18 protein-coding genes, 1 tRNA gene and 1 riboswitch are annotated in these 20917 nt (G+C 65.6%); of the genes, 13 read left to right on the forward strand and 6 right to left on the reverse strand.

Annotated features, from left to right (window positions below; genetic code table 11):
• Positions 1-181: 181 nt before the first annotated feature.
• Positions 182-670: an SRPBCC family protein gene (locus AC6CHP_RS20420; protein ID WP_498231970.1), complete on the forward strand. Its 489-nt coding sequence runs from the start codon at positions 182-184 to the stop codon at positions 668-670.
• Positions 671-767: 97 nt separating this feature from the next.
• Entirely contained in the window at positions 768-2150 is a 1383-nt protein-coding gene (locus AC6CHP_RS20425) for an FAD-binding oxidoreductase (protein WP_498231972.1), read from the forward strand.
• A 2-nt stretch (positions 2151-2152) separates the two neighbouring features.
• Here AC6CHP_RS20425 and AC6CHP_RS20430 read toward each other — a convergent pair whose 3' ends face one another.
• The 4 genes from AC6CHP_RS20430 to AC6CHP_RS20445 form a co-directional block, all read right to left on the reverse strand.
• Entirely contained in the window at positions 2153-3571 is a 1419-nt protein-coding gene (locus tag AC6CHP_RS20430; RefSeq protein ID WP_174179679.1) for a DUF4032 domain-containing protein, read from the reverse strand.
• A 185-nt stretch (positions 3572-3756) separates the two neighbouring features.
• Positions 3757-4839 carry an ABC transporter ATP-binding protein gene (locus AC6CHP_RS20435; RefSeq protein ID WP_174179677.1) on the reverse strand — a complete coding sequence of 361 codons (1083 nt, stop codon included), beginning with the start codon at positions 4837-4839 and terminating at the stop codon, positions 3757-3759.
• Positions 4840-5069: 230 nt separating this feature from the next.
• Entirely contained in the window at positions 5070-5906 is an 837-nt protein-coding gene (gene otsB / locus AC6CHP_RS20440; RefSeq protein ID WP_377195409.1) for a trehalose-phosphatase, read from the reverse strand.
• A complete protein-coding gene (locus AC6CHP_RS20445) occupies positions 5896-7398 on the reverse strand; it encodes an alpha,alpha-trehalose-phosphate synthase (UDP-forming) (protein ID WP_188732291.1) in 1503 nt (500 codons plus the stop codon). Before AC6CHP_RS20445 ends, otsB begins: the two co-directional genes overlap by 11 nt.
• A 180-nt stretch (positions 7399-7578) precedes the next feature.
• On the opposite strand from AC6CHP_RS20445, the gene AC6CHP_RS20450 reads away from it, so the two are divergent.
• The 8 genes from AC6CHP_RS20450 to AC6CHP_RS20485 all read left to right on the forward strand — a co-directional run bounded on the left by AC6CHP_RS20450 (position 7579) and on the right by AC6CHP_RS20485 (position 14401).
• Positions 7579-8451 carry a DsbA family protein gene (locus AC6CHP_RS20450; RefSeq protein WP_188732292.1) on the forward strand — a complete coding sequence of 291 codons (873 nt, stop codon included), beginning with the start codon at positions 7579-7581 and terminating at the stop codon, positions 8449-8451.
• A 164-nt stretch (positions 8452-8615) separates the two neighbouring features.
• Positions 8616-8692: transfer RNA gene (locus AC6CHP_RS20455), tRNA-Thr, on the forward strand.
• Between the two features lie 103 nt (positions 8693-8795).
• Positions 8796-9221, forward strand: a complete 426-nt coding sequence (locus AC6CHP_RS20460) for a ChaB family protein (protein ID WP_188732293.1) — start codon at positions 8796-8798, stop codon at positions 9219-9221.
• A 99-nt stretch (positions 9222-9320) separates the two neighbouring features.
• Positions 9321-11492, forward strand: coding sequence for an elongation factor G-like protein EF-G2 (locus tag AC6CHP_RS20465; protein WP_498231975.1), 2172 nt, complete (start codon positions 9321-9323; stop codon positions 11490-11492).
• An 11-nt stretch (positions 11493-11503) separates the two neighbouring features.
• Positions 11504-12760 (forward strand): MFS transporter, encoded by a 1257-nt coding sequence (locus AC6CHP_RS20470; RefSeq protein WP_188732295.1) that lies wholly within the window; start codon positions 11504-11506, stop codon positions 12758-12760.
• A gap of 202 nt (positions 12761-12962) precedes the next feature.
• Entirely contained in the window at positions 12963-13166 is a 204-nt protein-coding gene (locus AC6CHP_RS20475; RefSeq protein WP_188732296.1) for a hypothetical protein, read from the forward strand.
• Positions 13167-13257: 91 nt separating this feature from the next.
• Positions 13258-13560, forward strand: a complete 303-nt coding sequence (locus tag AC6CHP_RS20480) for a DUF4193 domain-containing protein (RefSeq protein ID WP_104189665.1) — start codon at positions 13258-13260, stop codon at positions 13558-13560.
• Between the two features lie 292 nt (positions 13561-13852).
• Positions 13853-14401: an AMIN-like domain-containing (lipo)protein gene (locus tag AC6CHP_RS20485; protein ID WP_498231978.1), complete on the forward strand. Its 549-nt coding sequence runs from the start codon at positions 13853-13855 to the stop codon at positions 14399-14401.
• A gap of 92 nt (positions 14402-14493) precedes the next feature.
• On the opposite strand, the gene AC6CHP_RS20490 is transcribed toward AC6CHP_RS20485, so the two are convergent.
• Entirely contained in the window at positions 14494-16050 is a 1557-nt protein-coding gene (locus tag AC6CHP_RS20490; protein WP_498231980.1) for an APC family permease, read from the reverse strand.
• 223 nt (positions 16051-16273) lie between these two features.
• On the opposite strand from AC6CHP_RS20490, the gene AC6CHP_RS20495 reads away from it, so the two are divergent.
• Positions 16274-16753 (forward strand): Dps family protein, encoded by a 480-nt coding sequence (locus AC6CHP_RS20495; protein ID WP_104189606.1) that lies wholly within the window; start codon positions 16274-16276, stop codon positions 16751-16753.
• 105 nt (positions 16754-16858) lie between these two features.
• Here the strand turns inward: AC6CHP_RS20495 and AC6CHP_RS20500 are convergent, their stop codons facing one another.
• On the reverse strand, positions 16859-18442 hold the full coding sequence (locus AC6CHP_RS20500) for an MFS transporter (protein ID WP_498231983.1): 1584 nt from the start codon (positions 18440-18442) through the stop codon (positions 16859-16861).
• 67 nt (positions 18443-18509) lie between these two features.
• Here AC6CHP_RS20500 and AC6CHP_RS20505 point away from each other — a divergent pair, with 67 nt between their 5' ends.
• Both AC6CHP_RS20505 and AC6CHP_RS20510 read left to right on the forward strand, forming a co-directional pair.
• Complete coding sequence (locus tag AC6CHP_RS20505) at positions 18510-19049, forward strand: TetR/AcrR family transcriptional regulator (protein ID WP_104189663.1); 540 nt, start codon at positions 18510-18512, stop codon at positions 19047-19049.
• A 91-nt stretch (positions 19050-19140) separates the two neighbouring features.
• Positions 19141-19239, forward strand: a riboswitch (glycine riboswitch).
• 178 nt (positions 19240-19417) lie between these two features.
• Positions 19418-20917: glycine dehydrogenase (locus AC6CHP_RS20510; RefSeq protein WP_498231985.1), on the forward strand; the 1500-nt coding region annotated here is incomplete at its 3' end.

Raw genomic sequence — 20917 nt, forward strand, 5'->3', positions numbered from 1 at the left:
GCACTTGATAGCGCTTCCCCGGGGGATCCTCTCCCACCTTCTGCCGGCAAGAAACGGCCGCAACCCGACATCGAGTGAGAGAGCGCCCCAGGAAACCCGGCATCAAGTGAGAGAGCGTCCCGGGAAACCCCGCATCAAGTGAGAGAGCGTCCCAGGGGGAGGGGCGGTAAAGTTGGGCAGCATGGACAGCCTCTTCAGCCACCAACACGAACCGTCCGGGGGTGACGGCCACGCCGCTTTCGAGATCCTGGAGCCCGTGGTTCACACGGTGGTAGTACCGGGAAGCGTCGCGCACGCATTTACCGGCTTCACAGACCACACCCACCTCTGGTGGCCACTGGAATCGCACGGCGTCTATGGGGCTGGCTCTTACGTGGAGTTCGAGGAGAACCTCATCCTTGAGACGGCGGACGACGGCCGGACCAGCATCTGGGGAACGCTGGATGACTGGCAGCCTCCGTTGTCATTCCACGCCACCTGGCATCCCGGTACCACGGCGCTGTGGTCCACGGAGCTCCTGGTGGCCTTCCGTGCAGTCCCGGAGGGAACCGAGGTGCGCGTGTTCCATGACGGCTGGGAGGGTTCTGAAGAACCGGCCGCCACGCGTGCCAAGTACGCCGATGCCTGGCCCGCGATCCTTGCCAGGTACGCCCGTTTCATGGGCGCCTGAGCCTGTCTTCACGCTGCGGACGCGCCCCTGCCCGGGCATCCGCCAGCCGGTTGCGCCGGGCTTCCCCCTTTAGACTGGGGAGAATCCGCGACGACGTATGGAGGCCAGGTTGGGTAGCGTAGTTGACGAGCTGGAGAGGATCCTGGCACCCGGGCAGGTGGACGCAGGGGAGGCTGCCCTCCGCCGGTATGCCGTTGACCAAGCCCCCGTGATCGACTTTCAGCTGCCGCTGGCTGTTGTCTTCCCGCAGTCAGTGGCCGATGTCCAGGCTGTTGTCCGCGCCTGCGCCGGCACCGGCGTAGCCATCGTGGCGCGCGGCGCGGGCACTGGGGTGTCCGGCGGGGCCCACGCCACGAAGAACTGCATTGTCCTGTCCCTGGAGCGCATGGACCGTATCCTCGCGCTCAACCCCGACGACGAAACGGCCGTGGTGGAGCCGGGCGTCGTGAATGCCGTCCTCAATGACGCAGCCGCGGCTCATCAGCTCATGTACGCTCCCGATCCCGCCAGCTTCCGCACGTCAACAATCGGCGGGAACGTGGCCACCAACGCCGGCGGGCTGCGCTGCGCCAAATACGGGGTCACCCGGGACTCCGTCCTGGCACTGGACGTGGTGCTCGCGGACGGCTCGCTCATCCATACCGGCCATCAAACGTTCAAGGGCGTAGCCGGCTACGATCTCACCGGGCTTTTTGTAGGCTCCGAAGGGACGCTCGGCATTGTGGTCGGAGTTACCGTCCGCTTGAAGTACCTTCCCCGCGACGTGCATACCGTCGCAGCGTTCTACCCCGACTTCCGGCAGGCCGCCGCAGGCGTCCTGGCAGTGGGAAGGGCCCGGGTCCAGCCAGCCATCATGGAACTGCTCGACGGCGGCACGCTGGCCCAGCTCGATGACATCCACGGATCCGACCTCACGGCCCGGGGCCGCGCTCTGCTCCTCATCCAGACCGACGGGTTCGGCGCAGCCGCCGAGGCGGAGGTGGTCCGTGATGTGCTGCTGGCAGGCGGCGCGGCCGTCACCACTGAAGCCAGCGCGGAGGCTGAACGGCTGGTGGAGCTCCGGCGCCACAGCCGGGGAGTGGAGGTCGACGACGAATACCGCGTGGGCGAGGACGTCGCCGTTCCCCGTTCCCGGCTTGTTGACTATGTTGCAGCTTTGGATGCCATGGCGTCGGACTACGGGGTGCACCTCAAAGTTGTAGCCCACGCGGGGGACGGCAACCTGCATCCCACCTTCTGGATCGACCGTACGGGCGGCACGGTGGACGCCGGTGCCGTGGAACGCCTCCAGCGGGTCCTGGACGAGTCAATCACCGCCGCGCTGGCCATGGGCGGCACCATCACCGGCGAACACGGGGTGGGGCAGTACAAGTTGCGCTGGCTGGGCCAGGAACAGCCGGAGCCGGTCCGCGAGATCCAGCGGAGGATCAAGGAACTGTTTGATCCTGAGGGAATCCTCAACCCGGGAAAGGCGATCTGACCCTAGTCGTCCGAGTCCGGGTATTCGTCAATCGACTCATCGTCGCCGTAGCGGGACTCTTCCGTTTCCACCTCGAGGATCTTCAGCATGCCCGTGTCCGGGTTCAGCATGATCGCGGCTTCATCACGGCGGTGGCGCAGGATGGAGTCAATGTAGGACTGTACGGCCTCCGCCAGCGGAATGTGCCGCTCCTGCTTCTCCGACATGTACCAGCGGTGCTCCAGGACCTCATGCACCACTTCTGCCGGTTCCAGCTTGCCGGACAGGTCCCGTGGAATGGACCTGACGATCGGCTCGAAGATCTGGCTGACCCAGAGGTGGGCGCTGTATTCCTCATCCATGTTCGGGTTGTTGTCCGCACGGAAGGAGTCCATGTCGTTCAGCAGCCGGCGCGCCTGGTTCTCCTGCGCGTCGATGCCCGTGAGGCGCAGCAGCCGCCGCTGGTGGTGCCCGGCGTCCACCACCTTGGGCTGCAGCTGGATAGTGGACCCGTTCTGGGTGGTCTTGATGGCGTATTCCTCGACGTCAAAGCCAAGTTCGTTGAGCCGCCGGATCCTTGCACTCACGCGCCAGCGCTCACCTAGTTCGAAGGACTCCTTCTCTGTGAGTTCCGCCCAGAGCCGGCGGTAGCTGTCCATGATGAGCTCGCTGGTGGCCACGGGGTCCACCTTTTCCTCGATCAGCCCGCCGTCGAGCAGGTCCATCAGTTCACCGGCAATGTTCACCCGTGCAATCTCAAGGTCGTATTCGCGCTGGCCCGTGGACAGGTCCGGGTAGAGCTCGCCGGTCTCTGCGTCCACCAGGTATGCAGCGAAGGCGCCTGCGTCGCGCCGGAACAGGGTATTGGAGAGGGACACATCGCCCCAGTAGAAGCCGATGAGGTGCAGCCGCACCAGGAGCAGGGCCTGGGCGTCGATGAGGCGCGTCAGGGTGTCCTTGCGGAGCATCTGGGAGAACAGGGCACGGTACGGCATGGAAAACTTCAGGTGCCTGGTGACGAGTACCGGGTTCAGCGGGCGTCCGTCCAGGGTGGTGCGTCCGGTGATGACGGCGACGGGCTCCACGCAGGGGACGTCCAGGCGGGCCAGCTTCCGGAGCATGTGGTACTCGTGGCGGGCCACGTGCTCGGAGGTTTCCTTGATGGCGATCACGGAGCCGCCGAGGTGGGCGAACCGCACGATGTGGCGGGAGATGCCGCGGGGGAGGGCCGCCAGGTTTTCCGCCGGCCAGTCCTCCAGGGCGATGTGCCAGGGAAGGTCGAGCAGCTCGGGATCGGCCGCAGCCGCCGTGATGTTCAGGGAGCTGGAAACCGAGGCTGCCTTGCCGTCATCGGCGCTGGCGGCAACAAACCGCGGCAGTTTGCCGATCTGCGCATAGTCGGTGGGTTCGTCGTGCCACTGGGCGCTGTATTCCTCGGTCATGGGGTCAATTCTTCCGTACATAGGGGCGGCCAGCTAATTCTTTTGCCTGCGCGGTTAAAGGCCGACGGCGGCCCGCACCGTTTCGAAGGGTGCGGGCCGCCGTGGGTGTGCCAGTGCCGGTGGGTGGGCCCACGCCGGCAGGGTTCCCTAACCGAAGCGAAGCGAGGTTAGGGTGCCGGTGGGGACTAGTCGCCCAGGCGCAGGCCGGTCTTGGTGTCGAACAGGTGCACGTGGCCCGACTGCGGCCGGACGTAGATGACCTCGCCCTTCATCGGAGGGCGGCGGCCGTCGACACGTGCCACGATGTCGTGGTCCTTGCCGTCAAGGGTGGTGTGGCCGTAGACGTAGGCGTCGGCGCCGAGCTCTTCGACGACGTCGACCTCAACCTTAAGGCCTTCGCCCTGCGGAGCGGTTTCGAGGTCTTCCGGACGGCTTCCGAGGGTAACCGTGGAGCCGTGCGCCTCTTCCAGGACGTTGCGCGGCACCGGGTACACCGTTCCGCCGAACTGGACGCCGCCGTCGACGACGGGGAGTTCGAGCAAGTTCATGGCGGGGGAGCCGATGAAGCCGGCAACGAAGACGTTCTTGGGCTTGTCGTACAGGTTGCGCGGGGTGTCAACCTGCATCAGCAGGCCGTCCTTCAGCACAGCAACGCGGTCACCCATGGTCATGGCCTCGACCTGGTCGTGGGTCACGTAGACGGTGGTGACGCCCAGGCGGCGGGTCAGCGAGGCGATCTGGGTACGGGTCTGGACGCGGAGCTTGGCGTCCAGGTTGGAGAGCGGCTCATCCATGAGGAAGACCTGCGGGTTACGCACGATGGCGCGGCCCATGGCGACACGCTGGCGCTGGCCGCCGGAGAGTGCCTTCGGCTTGCGGTCCAGGTACTGCTCAAGGTCAAGAAGCTTGGCTGCTTCGCGGACGCGCTCGGCGCGCTCTTCCTTGGAGACGCCTGCGATCTTCAGGGCGAAGCCCATGTTGTCGGCCACAGTCATGTGCGGGTACAGCGCGTAGTTCTGGAAAACCATCGCGATGTCGCGGTCCTTCGGCGGAACGTCGGTGACGTCGCGGTCGCCAATCAGGATTCGGCCGGCGTTGACGTCCTCAAGGCCTGCGAGCATGCGCAGGGAGGTGGACTTACCGCAACCGGAGGGTCCAACGAGGACCAGGAATTCGCCATCGGCGATGTCGATGTTGAGCTTATCGACGGCGGGCTTATCTGTGCCCGGGTACAGACGCGTAGCGTTATCAAAAGTAACTGTAGCCACAGTTATCAATCCCTTCACCGGCAGGTACGTGCCGGACGATCCGTTGTGAATGGTTCATGTTTGTTCAGTTATGTGATGCTGGCGCAATTCCGCCGAGGCGGAGGAGCGCTGAGTGACGCCGCACGGTTCTTGTGCGCCACATCACAAGCAAGAGTATGTCAGATGTTCTACTAATGGTTGCAAATGTTACGGACGTCACACGTGAGCTTGCACAACCTCCGTGCGCTGCCTCACTCGTCGGCTGTCCCCGGAGTTTCCTCTGCGACGGCGATGCTTCGCTCCTGAAGCAGGACCTCCAGCAGTTCCGCCACATGGACCGGCGCCTCTACCCTGTATTGGGCCTGGGTAAAGTCGAGGCCCACTTTGACGCCGACGTCCCCTGGCTCCAGCCGCGCCAGTGCATCCTCGTCCGTGGTGTCGTCGCCGGCGAACAGGACCCCCGTGGCGCCGGTGATCTGCCGCAGGAAGGTGACTCCCTCGCCCTTGGAGGCATTGACGACAGAGGTCTCAAGGACCCTTTTGCCGTCCTTGAGGAACACCCCTTTCCGTTCCTGCAGCACGGAACGCGCAGCTGCCACGGCATCGTCGGCGACGTCGTCGGGGGCGAGGCGGGTGTGCAGCACCACCCCGGCCGGCTTGTCCTCGAGCATGGTGCCGGGTGCTTCCTTGACGATGTCCTCCAAGACGGCGCGCACCTCGGCAAGGAGCGCTTTTTGCTCGGGTTCGAGCGTCAGCCCGGTGGATCCAGGGCCCAGCCATGCCTCTGCTCCGTGGCTGCCAATGAGGAGGGTGTTCACCGGAGGGGACGCGACGGCGCGCAGGCTGGCGAGGGCGCGCCCGGAGATGAGTGCCGTCGTCGTTCGTGGAAGTACGGCCAGCCCGGCGAAAGCCGCTGCGGAGCGCGGCAGGGGCCGGGCGTCGTCCGCGTGGCCGACGATAGGCGCCATGGTTCCGTCGAAGTCCATGGCCACCAGCAGGTGCTCGGTCCCGGCGATCTCCCGGATGGCCTCCCGAAGTTCAGGAGTCAGCGCGAGCTTGTCCTTCGCGTGGCGGGCATCAGGAGTCATCGCGGACCACCTTTTCGTTGAGCGCGTGCAGGAAGTCGGCAGACCAGTGGTCCACATCGTGTTCGAGGATCTGCTTGCGCATGGCCCGCATCCGACGTCCGGCTTCCCTCGGCTGCATCTCCACGGCGCGCATGATGGCGCCCTTGAGCCCGTCGATGTCGTGGGGATTCATCAGCAGGGCCTGCTTCAGCTGGTCGGCTGCGCCGGCGAACTCACTCAGGACCAGGGCGCCGTCGTTGTTGGTTCGTGCCGTGACGTACTCCTTGGCGACGAGGTTCATACCGTCCCGGAGGGCCGTCACCAGCATGACGTCGGCGGCGAGGTACAGGGCCACCATCTCCTCAACGGGGTAGCTGTGGTGCAGGTAGCGGACGGCAGTGTTCTCGATGGTGTCGTAGGTGCCGTTGATATGGCCCACGGTGCCCTCTACCTCCTCGCGCAGGAGCCGGTACTGCTCAACGCGTTCGCGGCTGGGGCTGGCCACCTGGATCAGGGTGGCGTCACCGACAGAAAGCTTGCCGTCCGCCAGGAGCTCCTCGAAGGCCTTGAGGCGGTGCCGGATGCCCTTGGTGTAGTCCAGCCGGTCCACGCCGAGCAGGATGGTCTTGGGGTTGCCAAGGTCCTGGCGGATCTGGCGTGCCCGCTCAACGATTTCCGGTGTGGCGGCCAGCTCGCTGATATGCCGCACATCGATGGAAATGGGGAAGGCCTGGGCCCGGGCAATGTGGGTGATCTTACCGTCCGGACCCTTGACGTGCACCTGCTGCTGCTTGACGCTGGCGCCCAGGAAGCGGCGTGCGGACCGCATGAAGTTGCCGGCATCGCTGGTCCGCTGGAAGCCCACCAGGTCTGCTCCGAGGAGCCCGTCGATGATTGCCTGGCGCCATGGCAGCTGGGCAAAAATCTCGGGCGGAGGAAAGGGGATGTGGTTGAAGAACCCGATGCGGAGGTCCGGCCGCGCTTCGCGCAGCATGCGCGGCACCAGCTGGAGCTGGTAGTCCTGCACCCATACCGTGGCGCCCTCGTCGGCATGGCGGACGACGGCGTCGGCGAACCTTCGGTTGACCTTGCGGTAGGCGTCCCACCAGGTCCGGTGGAACTCCGGCGGTGCGATGACGTCGTGGTAGAGCGGCCAGAGGGTGGCGTTGGAGAACCCCTCGTAGTACAGCTCCACGTCGTCGGTGCTGAGCTGGACCGGGACGAGGTCCATGCCGCCGTGGCTGAAGGGCTTGACCGTCTCGTCCGGCGCGCCATGCCACCCCACCCAGGCACCGTCTGTCTTGGTCATCATGGGCGCCAGTGCTGTCACCAGGCCGCCTGGGGAGCGGCGCCAGCCGGAGCCGTCGTCCCCGCTGTCGCCGGGGGCGCAGCGGTCCACAGGCAGCCTGTTGGACACCACCATGAAGTCGTACTTTGTTTCGCCGCCGTGGCCTGCTCCGGCGGCGCCGGACGTCGCCGGGGTGGTGGGTTTTTCCTGGACGGGTGTTTGCATTGCGGCCCCCTGGGGTTGCTTGTGCCTCTCTGCCCACCCTAACGGGACGGAATCTTCCGTGCTATTCGGCCGTTCGTCAACCCCGCCAATACTTGAAGGAGCAAGCTCCCAGCTTTCTCCCCTAAAATGTTTGGAGTTGCCACGAAGTGGTCCCCCCACGTCAACCGACCCAAGGAACACATGAGCCCTGCAAACGAAGTCCGTAAGTCCAAGGCTGAGCGAACCGCGGAGGCGCGGGAAAAGGCGCGCCTGATCCGTGAAGCGCAGCTGAAAAAGGACAAGCGCAACAAACTGCTCATCGGCTGGGGCATCGTGGCGGCTGTCGTGGCCATCCTGGCTGTTGTCGCATTGGTGGTGACCACCAGCATCAGGCAGAACACCCCCATCGCCGACCAGGGGCCCGTGCCCGCCAATGCAAACGTCAATGGCGGCGTGACCCTCCTGGCCAACACCGACGTCAAGCAGACGGATCCTGCCACCGTTGACGTGACCACCCTGACCAAGCCCGAAACCCCGCCCAGCCCCGTGGTGGCGCCGGGGGCAGAAGCCGAAGAAGGGCAGCCCGTCAAGGTCATTGCCTACATCGACTTCATCTGCCCGGTCTGCCTGCGCTTCGAAGAGACCTACAACGAGGCACTGACGAGCCTTCGCAATGAAGGCAAGATCACCATGGAGTACCGCCCCCTGGGCTTCCTGGACCGCCAGTCCAGCACCAACTACTCATCCCGGTCCGCCAACGCGGCCGCTTGTGTTGCCGACACGGCCCCCGACAAGTACGGGGAATACGTCAATGTCCTCTTCGAGAACCAGCCCGCCGAAGGCGGTGCCGGCCTGTCCGATGACAAACTGAAGTCCCTCGCCACCGACATCGGTGCGGACATCAACAGCTGCGTGGACGACAAGACCTTCCGCCCCTACGTCAAGTACTCCACGGAATTGGCCGCAAACACCGGCATCACCGGTACGCCCACGGTCTTCATCGACGGCAAGCAGTGGGACGGCGGCACCGACCTGAACGCCGAAATCCAGGCGGCAATCGACGCCAAGGCCTAACGCCTTTCCCGCACCTGTACACCCAGCGGCCCGCTGCCGGATTCTTCCGGGAACGGGCCGCCGGCGTTAACCCTGAATCCGGTGAAGGCCGCCGGCGTTTTTACCACCGGCAGCAGTTGGGCTAACCTTATCTAGCGCCGTTCAGGCGCCGCCCGCAGGGGCACGCCTCCTTAGCTCAGTTGGCCAGAGCACCGCTCTTGTAAAGCGGGGGTCGTCGGTTCGAATCCGACAGGGGGCTCCACCGCCAGACATTCCGTTCAGGCCGCCCGCCTCTCCGTGCACCCCGCCAGTTAAGCTGGTGTCATCCGCATGATCAGCCTGCTGATGAAAGGAGTGTGGGTGCCATGCCCAAGACCGGCAAGAACGACCACGCCCGCAAGGAAGAGCTTCCCTCCACCCTGCAGCGCTCTGAGCAAAAGGCCCAGGACACGTTCGCCAAGACCTACGATTCAGCCCTTGAAAGCTATGACAATGACGAGGGCCGGGCTGCGCGGGCGGCCTACGCCTCCCTCAAGCACAGCTACGAGAAGGTGGGAGACCACTGGGAGCCGAAGGAAAAGCGCGGCCCCTCGGACAAGCGGGCCGAGGAGGGCGGCACGTCATCCGAGCCCACCGCGGGAGGGGTGGACGCGAACGCCTCAAAGGAACACCTCTACAAGCTTGCCCAGGAGCTGGACATCGACGGCCGGTCCACCATGGACAAGGACGAGCTGGTCAAGGCCATCCAGAAGGCCAATGACGCCGCCACCCGGAAGGCGCGCGGAAGCTAATCCCAGGCCCTGCGGCTCTTGCCGATCCACCCTCCAGGGTGTCGAATCAGAGGACACATTTCAGTCCGGTCGGATGGCAAAGACGCCAGGAGGTTTCCCATGTCGGTCAAGGGCACCAAGGACCCAGGCAGGACGGCAGCTGGCCGCAACGGAGCCGAATCACGCCGTGCAGACGCCTCTGCCGGAATTGCCGCGGAGGATCCGGCCAGAATCCGGAATGTGGCGCTCGTAGGCCATTCGGGCGCCGGAAAAACCATGCTCATAGAAGCACTGCTCGCTGCCCAGGGAATGATCACGCGCAAAGGATCCATCCCGGACGGGACAACGGTCAGCGATTCCGACCCCGCTGCCGTGCACCAGCAACGCTCCGTGACCCTGTCTTTGGTGCCGTTGCTGATCGACGGCATCAAAGTGAACCTCCTGGATACTCCCGGTTACCCCGATTTCATTGGCGAGCTCCGGGCGGGCCTGCGCGCGGCGGACGCCGCCTTGTTCGTGGTGTCCGCCGTCGACGGCATCGACGCCACCACCACCGCGCTGTGGCGTGAGTGCGAGCTCATGCAGCTGCCCCGCGCCGTCGCCATCACCCGGATGGACCACCCGCGGGCAGATTACGACGGCGTCCTGGCCGCCTGCCGGAAGTCCTTCGGCGAGGGCGTCCTGCCGCTCTATGTCCCGGTGCGGGCGGGCGGTGAGGTCACCGGCCTGCTGGGACTGCTGTCCGGCACGGTTACGGACTATTCGTCCGGGGAGCCGGCCGCTGCCGTGCGGGCAGCGGATGCGGCGGAACTCGCCGCGTCCGGTGCCGCCAGGGGTGATCTCATTGAGGGGATCATCGCCGAGAGCGAGGACGAGACCCTGATGGACCGCTACCTCGAAGGCGAGGACATCGACACTGATGTCCTCATCGCCGACCTGGAAACCGCCGTCGAACGAGGCACCTTCTTCCCGGTCCTGTCCACGTCCGCCGTGAGCGGGCTGGGCACCGCGGAACTCCTGGAGGTGCTGGTCCGGGCCTTTCCGTCGCCGCCGGACGGCAGCGTGCCCGGGGCGACCGACCTTGGCGGTTCACCAGCAGATGCCTTGCGGTGCGATCCCACGGGACCGCTGGCGGCGGAGGTGGTCCGGACCTCCGTCGATCCGTTCCTGGGCCGCGTCTGCCTGGTCCGGGTTTTCTCCGGGACGCTGCGGGAGGATGCGCCGGTGCACGTTGGCGGCCACGGACTGGCGGACCGCGGCCACCAGGACCACGACTCGGACGAACGCGTCACGCACCTCTACTCACCGCTGGGGGCCTCCCTGCGGCCCGTGCCGTACTGCGTGGCCGGCGACATGTGCGCGGTGGCCAAACTGGGAAGCGCCGAAACGGGAGACACCATTTCCGGACGGGACCGGCCCCTGCTGCTGGCCACCTGGGAGATGCCCGAGCCGCTGCTGCCGGTGGCGGTGGAACCCGATTCGCGCAGCGACGAGGACGCGCTGGCGCGCAGCCTGGGGAAGATCGCGGCCGGCGATCCCACCCTCCGCGTGGAACGCAACTCAGAAACGCACCAGCTGGTCCTTTGGTGCATGGGCGAGGCCCACGTCGAGGTAGTCCTGGACCGCCTCCGTGATCAAGGAGTAAAACTGCACACGGTGGACGTGGTGACGCCCCTGCGGGAAACCTTTGCAGCACCCGCGGCAGGACACGGCCGGCACGTCAAGCAGTCCGGAGGCCACGGGCAGTACGCCGTCTGCGACATCGACGTGGAGCCGCTTCCCCGCGGCGGGGGGTTCGAATTCGTGGACAAAACGGTGGGTGGCGTTATTCCGGGGACCTTCATCCCGTCCGTGGAAAAGGGCGTCCGTGCGCAAATGGAGAAGGGCGTGAGCGCGGGTTTCCCCGTGGTGGACCTGCGGGTCACCCTGACAGGAGGCAAGGCGCACAGCGTGGATTCCTCGGACGCAGCATTCCAGGCGGCGGGGGCACTGGCCCTGCGGGAGGCCGCGGCGGCCGGGCGGATCCAGCTGCTTGAACCGGTCTCGTCCGTGACCATCACGGTGGCGGACGAGCACGTGGGGTCTGTGATGAGTGACCTGTCATCCCGTCGCGGCCGGCTCACCGGCACCGCGTCCTCGGGCGGGGGCCTGACTGAAATCGGCGCTGAAGTCCCGGACCAGGAGCTCCTGCGGTACGCCGTGGACCTGCGGGCGCTCACCGCCGGAACGGGGCGCTTCCGCCGCCGGTACCTGCGGCATGATCCCGTGCCTGCCAGCTTCAGCCTTTCGTAGCGGCACCTTCCATGAACGCGGCTGCCCGGAAGATCCAGCGCGTCTATCTCACGCTGACCCTGGGAAACACCCTGGCGGCCTCGTTCATCTGGGGAATCAACACCCTCTTCCTGCTGGACGCCGGGTTGACCAACCTTGAGGCCTTCGCCGCGAACGCCTTCTTCACCGTGGGCATGGTGCTCTTCGAGGTGCCCACCGGCGTGGTGGCGGACAGCTGGGGGAGGCGGGCTTCCTTCCTGCTGGGGACCGTCACGCTGGCCGGGTCCACCTTCCTGTACTTCCTGCTGTGGCAGTTCTCGGCCCCGTTCTGGTGGTGGGCCGGCGTCTCGGTCCTGCTGGGCCTGGGCTTTACATTCTTTTCGGGGGCTGTGGAGGCCTGGCTGGTGGACGCCCTGCGCTTTTCGGGATACGAGGGCGGGCTGGAGGTGGTGCTCGGGCGCGGACAGATGGTGTCCGGGGTCGCCATGCTCACCGGCTCCGTGGCCGGTGGGGTGATCGCCCAGGCCACGAACCTGGGGGTACCGTTCCTGGTGCGCGTGGGTGTGCTGGTGGCGATGTTCGCGGTGGCCTTCCTGCTTATGCACGACGTCGGCTTCACGCCTGAACGCTCGGCCCACCCCGTGCAGGCCACCCGGGCCGTCCTCAAAGCTTCAGTGGACGGGGGCCTCAAGCATCCGCCGGTGCGGTACATCATGCTGGCTGCGCCGTTTACCGAGGGCGTGGGCATCTACGTGTTCTACGCTCTGCAGCCCTACCTGCTGCAGCTGTTTGGAGATCCCCGGGCCTATGCCATCGCCGGCCTGGCGGCGGCACTGGTGGCAGGAGCGGACATCGTGGGCGGGTGGATGGCGCCGCGCATCCGCAAACTGGTCAAGCGGCGGACCAGCGTGCTGATCGCCACCAACATCGTCAGTGCAGTCATCCTGGTGGTACTGATGTTCACCACCGTCTTTTGGCTTGCCCTGGCGCTCCTGGCGCTGTGGGCAGTGGTGGCCTCGGCAGGGACTCCCGTGCGGCAGGCGTACCTGAACGACATGATCGCATCGAAGCAGCGGGCAACAGTGCTGAGCTTCGATTCCCTGATGGGTTCGGCAGGGGGAGTGGTGGTGCAGCCTGCGCTGGGCAGGGCTGCAGACCTCTACGGCTATCCGGCTTCCCTGGCCGTGGGCGGTGCGCTGCAGCTGATCGCTGCACCTTTTATCCTGCTCAGCCGCAGGCAGCGGCCGCCGGCGGACACGGCATCGGAGAGCACACCGGCGGCGCCCTAGCAGCAGCCGGGGCTACGGCGGACGTTCCGGTCAGTAAGAGTCCATCAGTTCGAGCAGCTAAGCCGCGTCCCTGATGTCATCGTGCCCGTACGGCGCCGCCCTGCTTTCCAGCGAGGAAGCGAGGCAGGGAAATCGTTATGGATTAACGCCGGCGAGACCGCGACGAAACGCGCCCACAACAATCGCTGCGTAGCTTTCAGGCATGATCGCAAACATTCCCGACCGGTTCCGCACGTGGCTCTTTGACACGTTTACCTACGAATCCGGCCAGCAGGCAGCCGATGCCATGGCTGATGCCACCCGGTGGGGATGGCTGCCGGCCCTGAGCGGAGTGGCGGTCGGGGGAGAACACGCCAGGCGGAGCCACAATGAATCCGTGGTCCAGGGCAGCGGAGTGTCCGGTTGAGCACACTATTGCGCCGGTAGCGGGATCATGCCCTAAACTGCTGCACTGAGGTGCCTGAAATGGCGCTGCGCAGCAACGAAAGTGAAACGCTATGGCTACCGATTACGATGCCCCACGCAAGCAGGAAGAAGAAACTCCGGCCGACTCGCTGGAGGCCCTCCAGGCGTCGCGTGGCGGCAACGCGCAGACCGCAGTCATTGACGTCGATGAGAACGACACCGCCGAAGGCATAGACCTGCCCGGCGCGGATCTTTCCAACGAGGAACTGACGGTCATTGTTGTTCCAGAGCAGTCTGATGAATTCACCTGCTCATCCTGCTTCCTGGTCCGCCACCGCTCCCAGGTTGCCCGCGAAAAGAACGGCATGAAGTACTGCCGCGACTGCGAAGGCTGACTCCTCCCGAACTTCCTGCGCCGGCGACCTCCAAAGGTGGCCGGCGCTTTTTCGTCTCCTGCCGCCGTCGTTATGCCGGTAACGGCAAGGTGCAGGAACAGCGCAACCACAGGTCAGAAACGGCCCGCACAGGGCCAAGGAAAGGCCCATTTCGGCTCCGGATTTATGCGTGCGTGATGCGCGGCACCGCAGCCTAACGGTTGCGCGGCGAAGCGGCCACAGGCCTCGATCTGCGCCGGAAACGCTCCTACCCTTGAGCTATCACATCGCTCTACGCATGGGTGGCCCCACAATGAAAAAGTTTTCCACCTGGCTCGCCGCCATCCTCATGGCCGCCGGGCTGGGAATAGTGGCACCGGGGCCCGCCTCGGCAACCACTTCCTATTGCGGGCTCGTCTGGGGGTCCCTGGCGAAAGCCGACCGGGACATGAGCACCGCCAACGTCACCAACGTCCGCGCGGGGCAGCACTACTGCTTCGACAGGATGGTGGTGGACCTCAACGGCCCTGCCGCCGGCTACACCGTGAGGTACGTTCCCCAAATAGTGCAGGACGGATCCGGGTTCACCATCCCGGTCCGGGGAAACGGGCGCCTGCAGGTGACAGTCAACGCACCCGCCTACGACGGGAACGGCAACTCCACCTATAACCCGGCTGACCCTGCCCAGCTCTCCAACGTGGCCGGTTACCAGACCTTCCGCCAGATGGTCTGGGCCGGGAGCTACGAGGGCTACACCAGCATTGGCCTGGGTGTCCGCGCCCGCCTTCCGTTCCGGGTCTTCACCCTGGACGGGCCGGGTTCGGGATCCCGCCTGGTGGTGGACGTGGCGCACTACTGGTGACAGGTGGCCGTAAACGGAGAGGTGCCGCTTCCCCCTGGTACGGGGGAACGGCACCTCTGCTGCGCCCGGGCTGTTGGGCTGGCCCAGGGTGACTACTCCGGCACCACGAGCGCGGGGGTATCCCGCTTGAGGGTTTCGCCGCGGAAGAAGCCGGGACGCACCCTGGCCATAATGAGCATGACGGCGGCGCCTGAGGCCAGGATGCCGACGCCGAGGACGAACACCAGGCCCACTCCAAAGATTTCCGAGCCGCTGCCGAATTGCGGGGCCCAGCTGTCCACTGCCGTCTGCAGGAACACTACGAACAGCCCGACCCCGCCCAGCACCGGGCACACCAGCCGGAGAACGAAGTGCCGCAGGCTGTCGAAGACGCTGTGGCGGAAGTACCAGGCGCAGGCCAGTGCCGTCAGTCCGTAGTAGAAGCAGATCATCAGTCCGAGCGCCAGGATGGTGTCGTTGAGGACGTTCTCGCTGAGCACATGCATTACCGCGTAGAAGCCCGCAGACATGATGCCGGCGGCAACGGTGGCGAAGCCCGGCGTCGCGAACTTCCTGCTGACGCGGCCGAACGGTGCGGGCAGGGCGCCGTAGAACCCCATGGCCAGCATGCTCCTGGAGGGGGACATGAACGTGGACTGCAGGGAAGCAGCCGAGCTGGACAGCACGGCAAGGCACATGAGGATGGCGAACGGACCCATGATGGGGGAGGCCAGGGCGGTGAAGATGTTCTCGTGGATCTCGGTATTGTTCAGGCCGTTGCCGGTATCCCCGACGCCGGCGAACATCATGGTGGCGATGCTCACCAGCAGGTAGATCGCCAGGACAATGAGGGCGGTGAGGGTACCGGCCAGCCCGGAGGTCTTCCGGCCGTTGGACGTTTCCTCATTGACCGTCAGGCAGACGTCCCAGCCCCAGTAGACAAAGATGGAGAGCGAGATGCCGGCGGCGATCTGCCCAAAAGTCTCGATCCTGGTGACGTCGAACCATTCCCAGCTGAACGGGATGGCGGTTTCAGACGAGGACCAGTTGGTAAAGGCCATGCCGACAAACAGCCCCAGGACCAGCAACTGGAATCCCACCAGGCTGTACTGGACCAGCTTGGTGGTGTGGAGTCCCCGGTAGCTGACCCAGACCGCCAGGGCCACGAACACAAAGCAGGTCAGCACGTTCAGTGCCTTGTTTGCTGACAGCTCAGCAAGTTCGGGTGAGCCGGTCAGCTGTGAAAGGAAGAGGTAAAAGAAGTCGACGGCGACTCCCGCGAGGTTGGAGAGCACAATGATGTTCGCGGCCAGCAGGCCCCAGCCTCCCATCCAGCCCACCCAGGGGCCGAAGGCCTTGGTGACCCAGGTGAAAGTGGTGCCGCTGTCCGGGGAATCGGCATTGAGTTCCCGGTAGGCCAGGGAGACCAGGATCATGGGGATGAACCCGATCAGGAAGATGACAGGCAGCTGGAGCCCGGCTTCGTTGACCGTGGGACCCAGGGCGCTGGTGAGGGTGTAGGCGGGGGCAATGGTTGATATGCCCAGGACCACGACGGCGAGCAGGCCCAGCTGCCCGCCCTTCAGTCCTTTGGGGCTGATGCCGGATGTCCCCGGGGAGTGCGGCCCGGAACCGGCAGGGGATGTTCTGGTGCGGATGGTCTCGGTCATGGCACCACTTTCTGGAAGATGTTGAGACAACGGTCACTATATGAATGGCGTTCATTTAGTATGAGTGGATGTGACGCAGGACGCAAGGGGAAATATGAATGCCGTTCGTTTATGTCCGTGTTTCACAAAATTAGTAAGCTCACTGAGAAATCCTCCGCCGACCGTCCACAGCGCGCTGCGGTGCTGATAGCGTCGGGACTACTGGACCACTTGAGGAGGACGCATGAAAGCTTCACCGACACTGACCAACAACCTGCAGGCCGTGCTCGCCGACCTGATCGAACTGCACATCCAGGGCAAGCAGGCGCACTGGAACATCGTGGGAACCAACTTCCGCGACCTGCACCTGCAGTTGGATGAAATCGTGGACGCTGCCCGCCAGTTCGCTGATGACACTGCCGAGCGGATGCGGGCACTGCACGCGCTGCCGGACGGCCGCAGCTCCACCGTGTCCGGGTCCACGAGCCTGGCCCAGTTCCCTGAAGGCCTGATCAGCACCAAGGACGCGATCGAACGCATCGTCGCTGCCCTTGAGGCTGCCGTTGGCACCATGCGCAAGGTTCACGATGAAGTGGATGAAGAGGATCCCACCACTGCGGACCTTCTGCACGAGTTCATCGCCAAGCTGGAGCAGTATGCCTGGATGGTCAACGCGGAAAACATGAAGCCTACCGCCAGCGTTACGGCGCCGGACGCAAAGTAGCAGCGTCCGCAGCGAAGCGGAGTGCAGGGCGCCCGCAGCCGGAGGTGGAATCCTCCGGCTGCGGGCGCCTTTTGCTGTCCCGGGACGTGGTGGGCAGGGCACCTTTCAGCTGTCCGCCTTGGGCACTTTCCGAAGCACGACGGCGGCGAGGACTGCCGCCGTCGCCATCAGTGCCAGCCCAAGTCCTGCGGTGATGTGCACTCCCGAATCGAACGCGGCTGCCGCGGCCAGGCGCACGGCGTCTGCAAGGGGCTGCGGCAGCCTGGCCGCCAGCTCCATGGCGCCGGCGAGGGTCTCGCCGGCCTGCGCGGTTCCCGCGGCGGGGGCGCCTTCGGTGATGCCCGCCGGCAGCCGCAGGTTGTGCTGGTACGAGGCCGTAAGAATGGAGCCCAATACCGCGGTTCCCAGCAGGGCGCCCACCTCGTAGCCCGTCTCGGAGACCGCTGCTGCTGCGCCTGATTTTTCCGGGGGCGCATTTTCCAGGATGAGGTCGTTGGAGATTGTTTCGGCAGTTCCCACGCCCAGCGCGAGGATCAGCAGTGCGGCCAGCAGCAGTGAGGGGCCGCCCGCATGGCTGCCAAAAGTGACCAGGCTGTACCCCATGGCGCTCATCGCGAGCCCGGCCGCCACCACTAAGCCCGGCCGCACCTTCCGTACGGCCGGCACCGCGGCAAGCCCCGCAACAACGGTGGCCACCAGGGCCGGAATCATCGCCATTCCGGCGGCCGAGGGTGACATGCCCTCGATGAGCTGAAGGTGCTGGGCCAGGAAGAGGATGAACCCGTTGAAGGAGAACAAGGCCAGGACGTTGGCGGTGACCGCCATGCTGAAAACCCTGTTCCGGAACAGGGAAATGTCCAGGAGCGGGCTGTGCAGGCGCTGCTGGCGGCGGACAAACACAACACCCATTGCCACGCCGAACGCCATGGTCCCCAGCGCCGCGGCGCCTGGTCCTTCAGTGGCGAACTCCTTGATCCCATAGACCACCGGGGCCATGGTGAACAGCGAGAGCAGGATGCTGGGCGCGTCCACCTTCCCCGGGGACGGGTCCCGGGATTCCGGGATGAAGGCGGGGCCCAGGACCAGGAGGGGGAGCATGATGGGCACTGCGACCAGAAGCACTGCTCCCCACCAGAACTGTTCCACCAGCCAGCCGCCAAAGATCGGCCCCAGCGCGGCGCCACCCGAGAACCCTGCAGCCCAGACCGCGATGGCCAGCCGCCGCCGGTTGGGATCCGGAAAGATGTTCCGGATCAGCGACAGCGTGGAGGGCATCAGCATGGCACCAAAGAAGCCCAGCGCGGCCCTGCCTGCGATAAGCCAGCCGGCGCTGGGTGCAAAGGCGGTGGCTGCTGATACTGCCGCGAAGCCAATGCTGCCGATGATCAGCAGCCGCCGGCGTCCGACTCTGTCACCCAGGCTCCCCATGGCAACCAGGAGCCCCGCCAGCACCAGCGGGTAGGCGTCCACCACCCAGAGGAGCTGAACTCCCGAGGTGTCCAGGGCGCTCGCGATGGCCGGCAGTGCAAACGTCAGTGCCGTGTTGTCCACGGCCACCAGCAGGACGGGGAACATCAGTAGCGCCAGCGCCAGCCAGTCCCGGCGGCCTCCCCGGAAGCGGCTGCCTGCGGGCAGGTTGGACAGGGTGGGGTGGAAGCTCTTGGGCTGGGAGGCGGCGGACGCTGTCATGAACTTAACTGTACCGTCTGGACGGTATAGTTAAGAAATCGAATCCCGACCGTGCATGATGGGAACCATGGCCAGGAAACCCGTCGCGCGAGATGCAGTCCTCGATGCTTTTGAAGAGCTCCTTATCGACGTGGGGGAGCGGGCGGCCACTCTCGATGCGGTCGCCAGGCGGGCCGGCGTCTCCAAGGGCGGCCTGCTCTACCACTTCCCCAACAAGGAAGCACTGATCACGGCCACCCTCGAGCGGCTGGACCGGCTGGCGGGGGAGGATCTCGCCGCGATGGCGGACGCGAAGGAAGGCGCCGCCGCGTACTTCATCCGGTCATCCCTCTGGTCCGACACCCCCATGGACCGCTCCTTTGTTGCTGCCACCCGCCTGGCGGAAGTGGCACATGAGGAGGCGCGGCGCCGTTTCGCCGCGATCCAGCAGCAGTGGCTGGACCTCATCGGGAAGGACGTGGGTACGGCAATGGCCAAGGCGGTGCTGTACATGGGGGATGGGCTGTACTTCAATGCCATGTGGGAGAGCGGGCCGTCCGGTAACCCCGGGAACAGGCGGGAAGACGTGGAGGAACTCCTGGCGGCAGTGGAGCGGCTGAGGGGCTGACCGGCATTTGCCCGCGGGCCCGCAGCGTAGGAGAATTGCTCCATGTGTGGGCCGTCACCGGCAACCACAAACACTACAAATCAATAGCCTTTGATCTGCGGCGGGAGAGTTCTGCCAGAAGGTACAAGCAGGCGCCGTAGGAGCAATACCTCCCCAGGAATCTCACAGGCCCATGTACCGCCGCGGCGAGGCAACTCTGGAAAGCAGCAGGCTGCCGGCTCGGAGATCCGGTCCCGGAGATCCAGGCAGCTGTGCTCACCGACGGTGCAAGCGCGGCCAGCCCAGGCAGGCCACGCGGAAACTCTCAGGTCCACTACAGAGCGGGGAGGGACACGAATCGATGTGGCGTACCCTGCGCCGCCCTATTTATGGAGTTCCTCGTGACTGTATCTTCGGCCTCCGCCACCCCGGCAACCGCCACCCATGCTTCTGCCGAACCCGCTGCCGCAGCCTTCGTTGACCGGCACATCGGCGCAAGGCGCCAGTCCGACGTCGACACCATGCTCAAGGCCGTGGGATACGACACCGTGGACGCACTGGTAGATACCGCCGTCCCCAAGGACATCCGGCAGGACTCTCCGCTGGAACTGGCAGGCGCGCTGAGCGAGGTGGAGGCCCTCGCTGAGCTCCGCAGGCTGGCCGCCAAGAACAAGACCGCCGTGCAGATGATCGGCCAGGGCTACTACGACACCGTTACGCCGCCGGTGATCCGCCGCAACATCCTCGAGGGACCGGCCTGGTACACCGCCTACACGCCCTACCAGCCGGAGATTTCCCAGGGCCGGCTCGAGGCGCTGCTGAACTTCCAGACCATGGTGCAGGACCTGGTGGGCCTGCCCATCGCCAACGCCTCCCTGCTGGACGAAGCCACCGCCGTGGCCGAGGCCGTGCTGATGATGCGCCGGGCGAACAAGGCCACAGGCCAGAATGCAGATGCCCGTGACGGCAAGACCGTGCTGGACGCAGACTGCCTGCCGCAGACCATCGCCATTGTGAAGGGCCGCGCCGAAGCGCTCGGCTTCGAGGTTGAGGTGGCGGACCTTTCCCAAGGACTGCCGGACGGAGCCATCAACGGGATTGTCCTGCAGCAGCCTGGTGCTTCCGGCCGGGTCTTCGACCACTCCGCGGTGATCGGCAAGGCCAAGGAGCGCGGCGCCCTGGTGACCGTGGCAGCCGACCTGCTGGCCCTCACCCTCATCACGCCTCCCGGCGAGCAGGGCGCGGACATCGCCGTGGGCTCCGCCCAGCGCTTCGGCGTCCCGCTGTTCTACGGCGGCCCGCACGCGGCCTACATGGCAGTCCAGAAGGGCCTTGAACGCTCGATGCCCGGCCGCCTGGTGGGCGTCTCCAAGGACAACGCCGGCGTTCCCGCCTACCGCCTGGCCCTGCAGACCCGCGAGCAGCACATCCGCCGCGAAAAGGCCACGTCCAACATCTGCACCGCGCAGGCGCTGCTCGCCATCGTGGCTTCGATGTACGCCGTGTACCACGGACCCGAGGGCCTGAAGGCGATCGCGCAGTCCGCCCACTCCCACGCGAAATTGCTGGCCGCGTCCCTGAAGGCTGCAGGCCTGGACGTGCTGCACACCAGCTTCTTCGACACCGTCACAGTCTCCGTACCGGGCAAGGCTGCCGGAATCGTTGCTGCCGCCGAAGCCAAGGGCATCAACCTGCGCAGCATAGACGCGGACACTGTCGGTTTCTCCACCGATGAAACTACGACGCCGGACATTGCCGGCCGTGTCCTCGACGCTTTTGGCGTGAAGGCCCCCGGCGTCCCGGCCACGGCGAACGGCGACTCAGCCTTCGCGCTGGACAGCGCCGTCGAACGCTCCACCGACTTCCTCCAGCACCCGGTGTTCAACACC

The sequence above is a fragment of the Pseudarthrobacter sp. GQ63 genome (assembly GCF_059758765.1).

Excerpts from the sequence above, each read along its gene's own strand:
- AC6CHP_RS20420 (WP_498231970.1), top strand. The coding sequence starts at position 182 with ATGGACAGCCTCTTCAGCCACCAACACGAACCGTCCGGGGGTGACGGC.
- AC6CHP_RS20425 (WP_498231972.1), top strand. The coding sequence starts at position 768 with ATGGAGGCCAGGTTGGGTAGCGTAGTTGACGAGCTGGAGAGGATCCTG.
- AC6CHP_RS20430 (WP_174179679.1), bottom strand. The coding sequence starts at position 3,571 with ATGACCGAGGAATACAGCGCCCAGTGGCACGACGAACCCACCGACTAT.
- otsB (WP_377195409.1), bottom strand. The coding sequence starts at position 5,906 with ATGACTCCTGATGCCCGCCACGCGAAGGACAAGCTCGCGCTGACTCCT.
- AC6CHP_RS20445 (WP_188732291.1), bottom strand. The coding sequence starts at position 7,398 with ATGCAAACACCCGTCCAGGAAAAACCCACCACCCCGGCGACGTCCGGC.
- AC6CHP_RS20450 (WP_188732292.1), top strand. The coding sequence starts at position 7,579 with ATGAGCCCTGCAAACGAAGTCCGTAAGTCCAAGGCTGAGCGAACCGCG.
- AC6CHP_RS20460 (WP_188732293.1), top strand. The coding sequence starts at position 8,796 with ATGCCCAAGACCGGCAAGAACGACCACGCCCGCAAGGAAGAGCTTCCC.
- AC6CHP_RS20465 (WP_498231975.1), top strand. The coding sequence starts at position 9,321 with ATGTCGGTCAAGGGCACCAAGGACCCAGGCAGGACGGCAGCTGGCCGC.
- AC6CHP_RS20470 (WP_188732295.1), top strand. The coding sequence starts at position 11,504 with ATGAACGCGGCTGCCCGGAAGATCCAGCGCGTCTATCTCACGCTGACC.
- AC6CHP_RS20475 (WP_188732296.1), top strand. The coding sequence starts at position 12,963 with ATGATCGCAAACATTCCCGACCGGTTCCGCACGTGGCTCTTTGACACG.
- AC6CHP_RS20480 (WP_104189665.1), top strand. The coding sequence starts at position 13,258 with ATGGCTACCGATTACGATGCCCCACGCAAGCAGGAAGAAGAAACTCCG.
- AC6CHP_RS20485 (WP_498231978.1), top strand. The coding sequence starts at position 13,853 with ATGAAAAAGTTTTCCACCTGGCTCGCCGCCATCCTCATGGCCGCCGGG.
- AC6CHP_RS20490 (WP_498231980.1), bottom strand. The coding sequence starts at position 16,050 with ATGACCGAGACCATCCGCACCAGAACATCCCCTGCCGGTTCCGGGCCG.
- AC6CHP_RS20495 (WP_104189606.1), top strand. The coding sequence starts at position 16,274 with ATGAAAGCTTCACCGACACTGACCAACAACCTGCAGGCCGTGCTCGCC.
- AC6CHP_RS20500 (WP_498231983.1), bottom strand. The coding sequence starts at position 18,442 with ATGACAGCGTCCGCCGCCTCCCAGCCCAAGAGCTTCCACCCCACCCTG.
- AC6CHP_RS20505 (WP_104189663.1), top strand. The coding sequence starts at position 18,510 with ATGGCCAGGAAACCCGTCGCGCGAGATGCAGTCCTCGATGCTTTTGAA.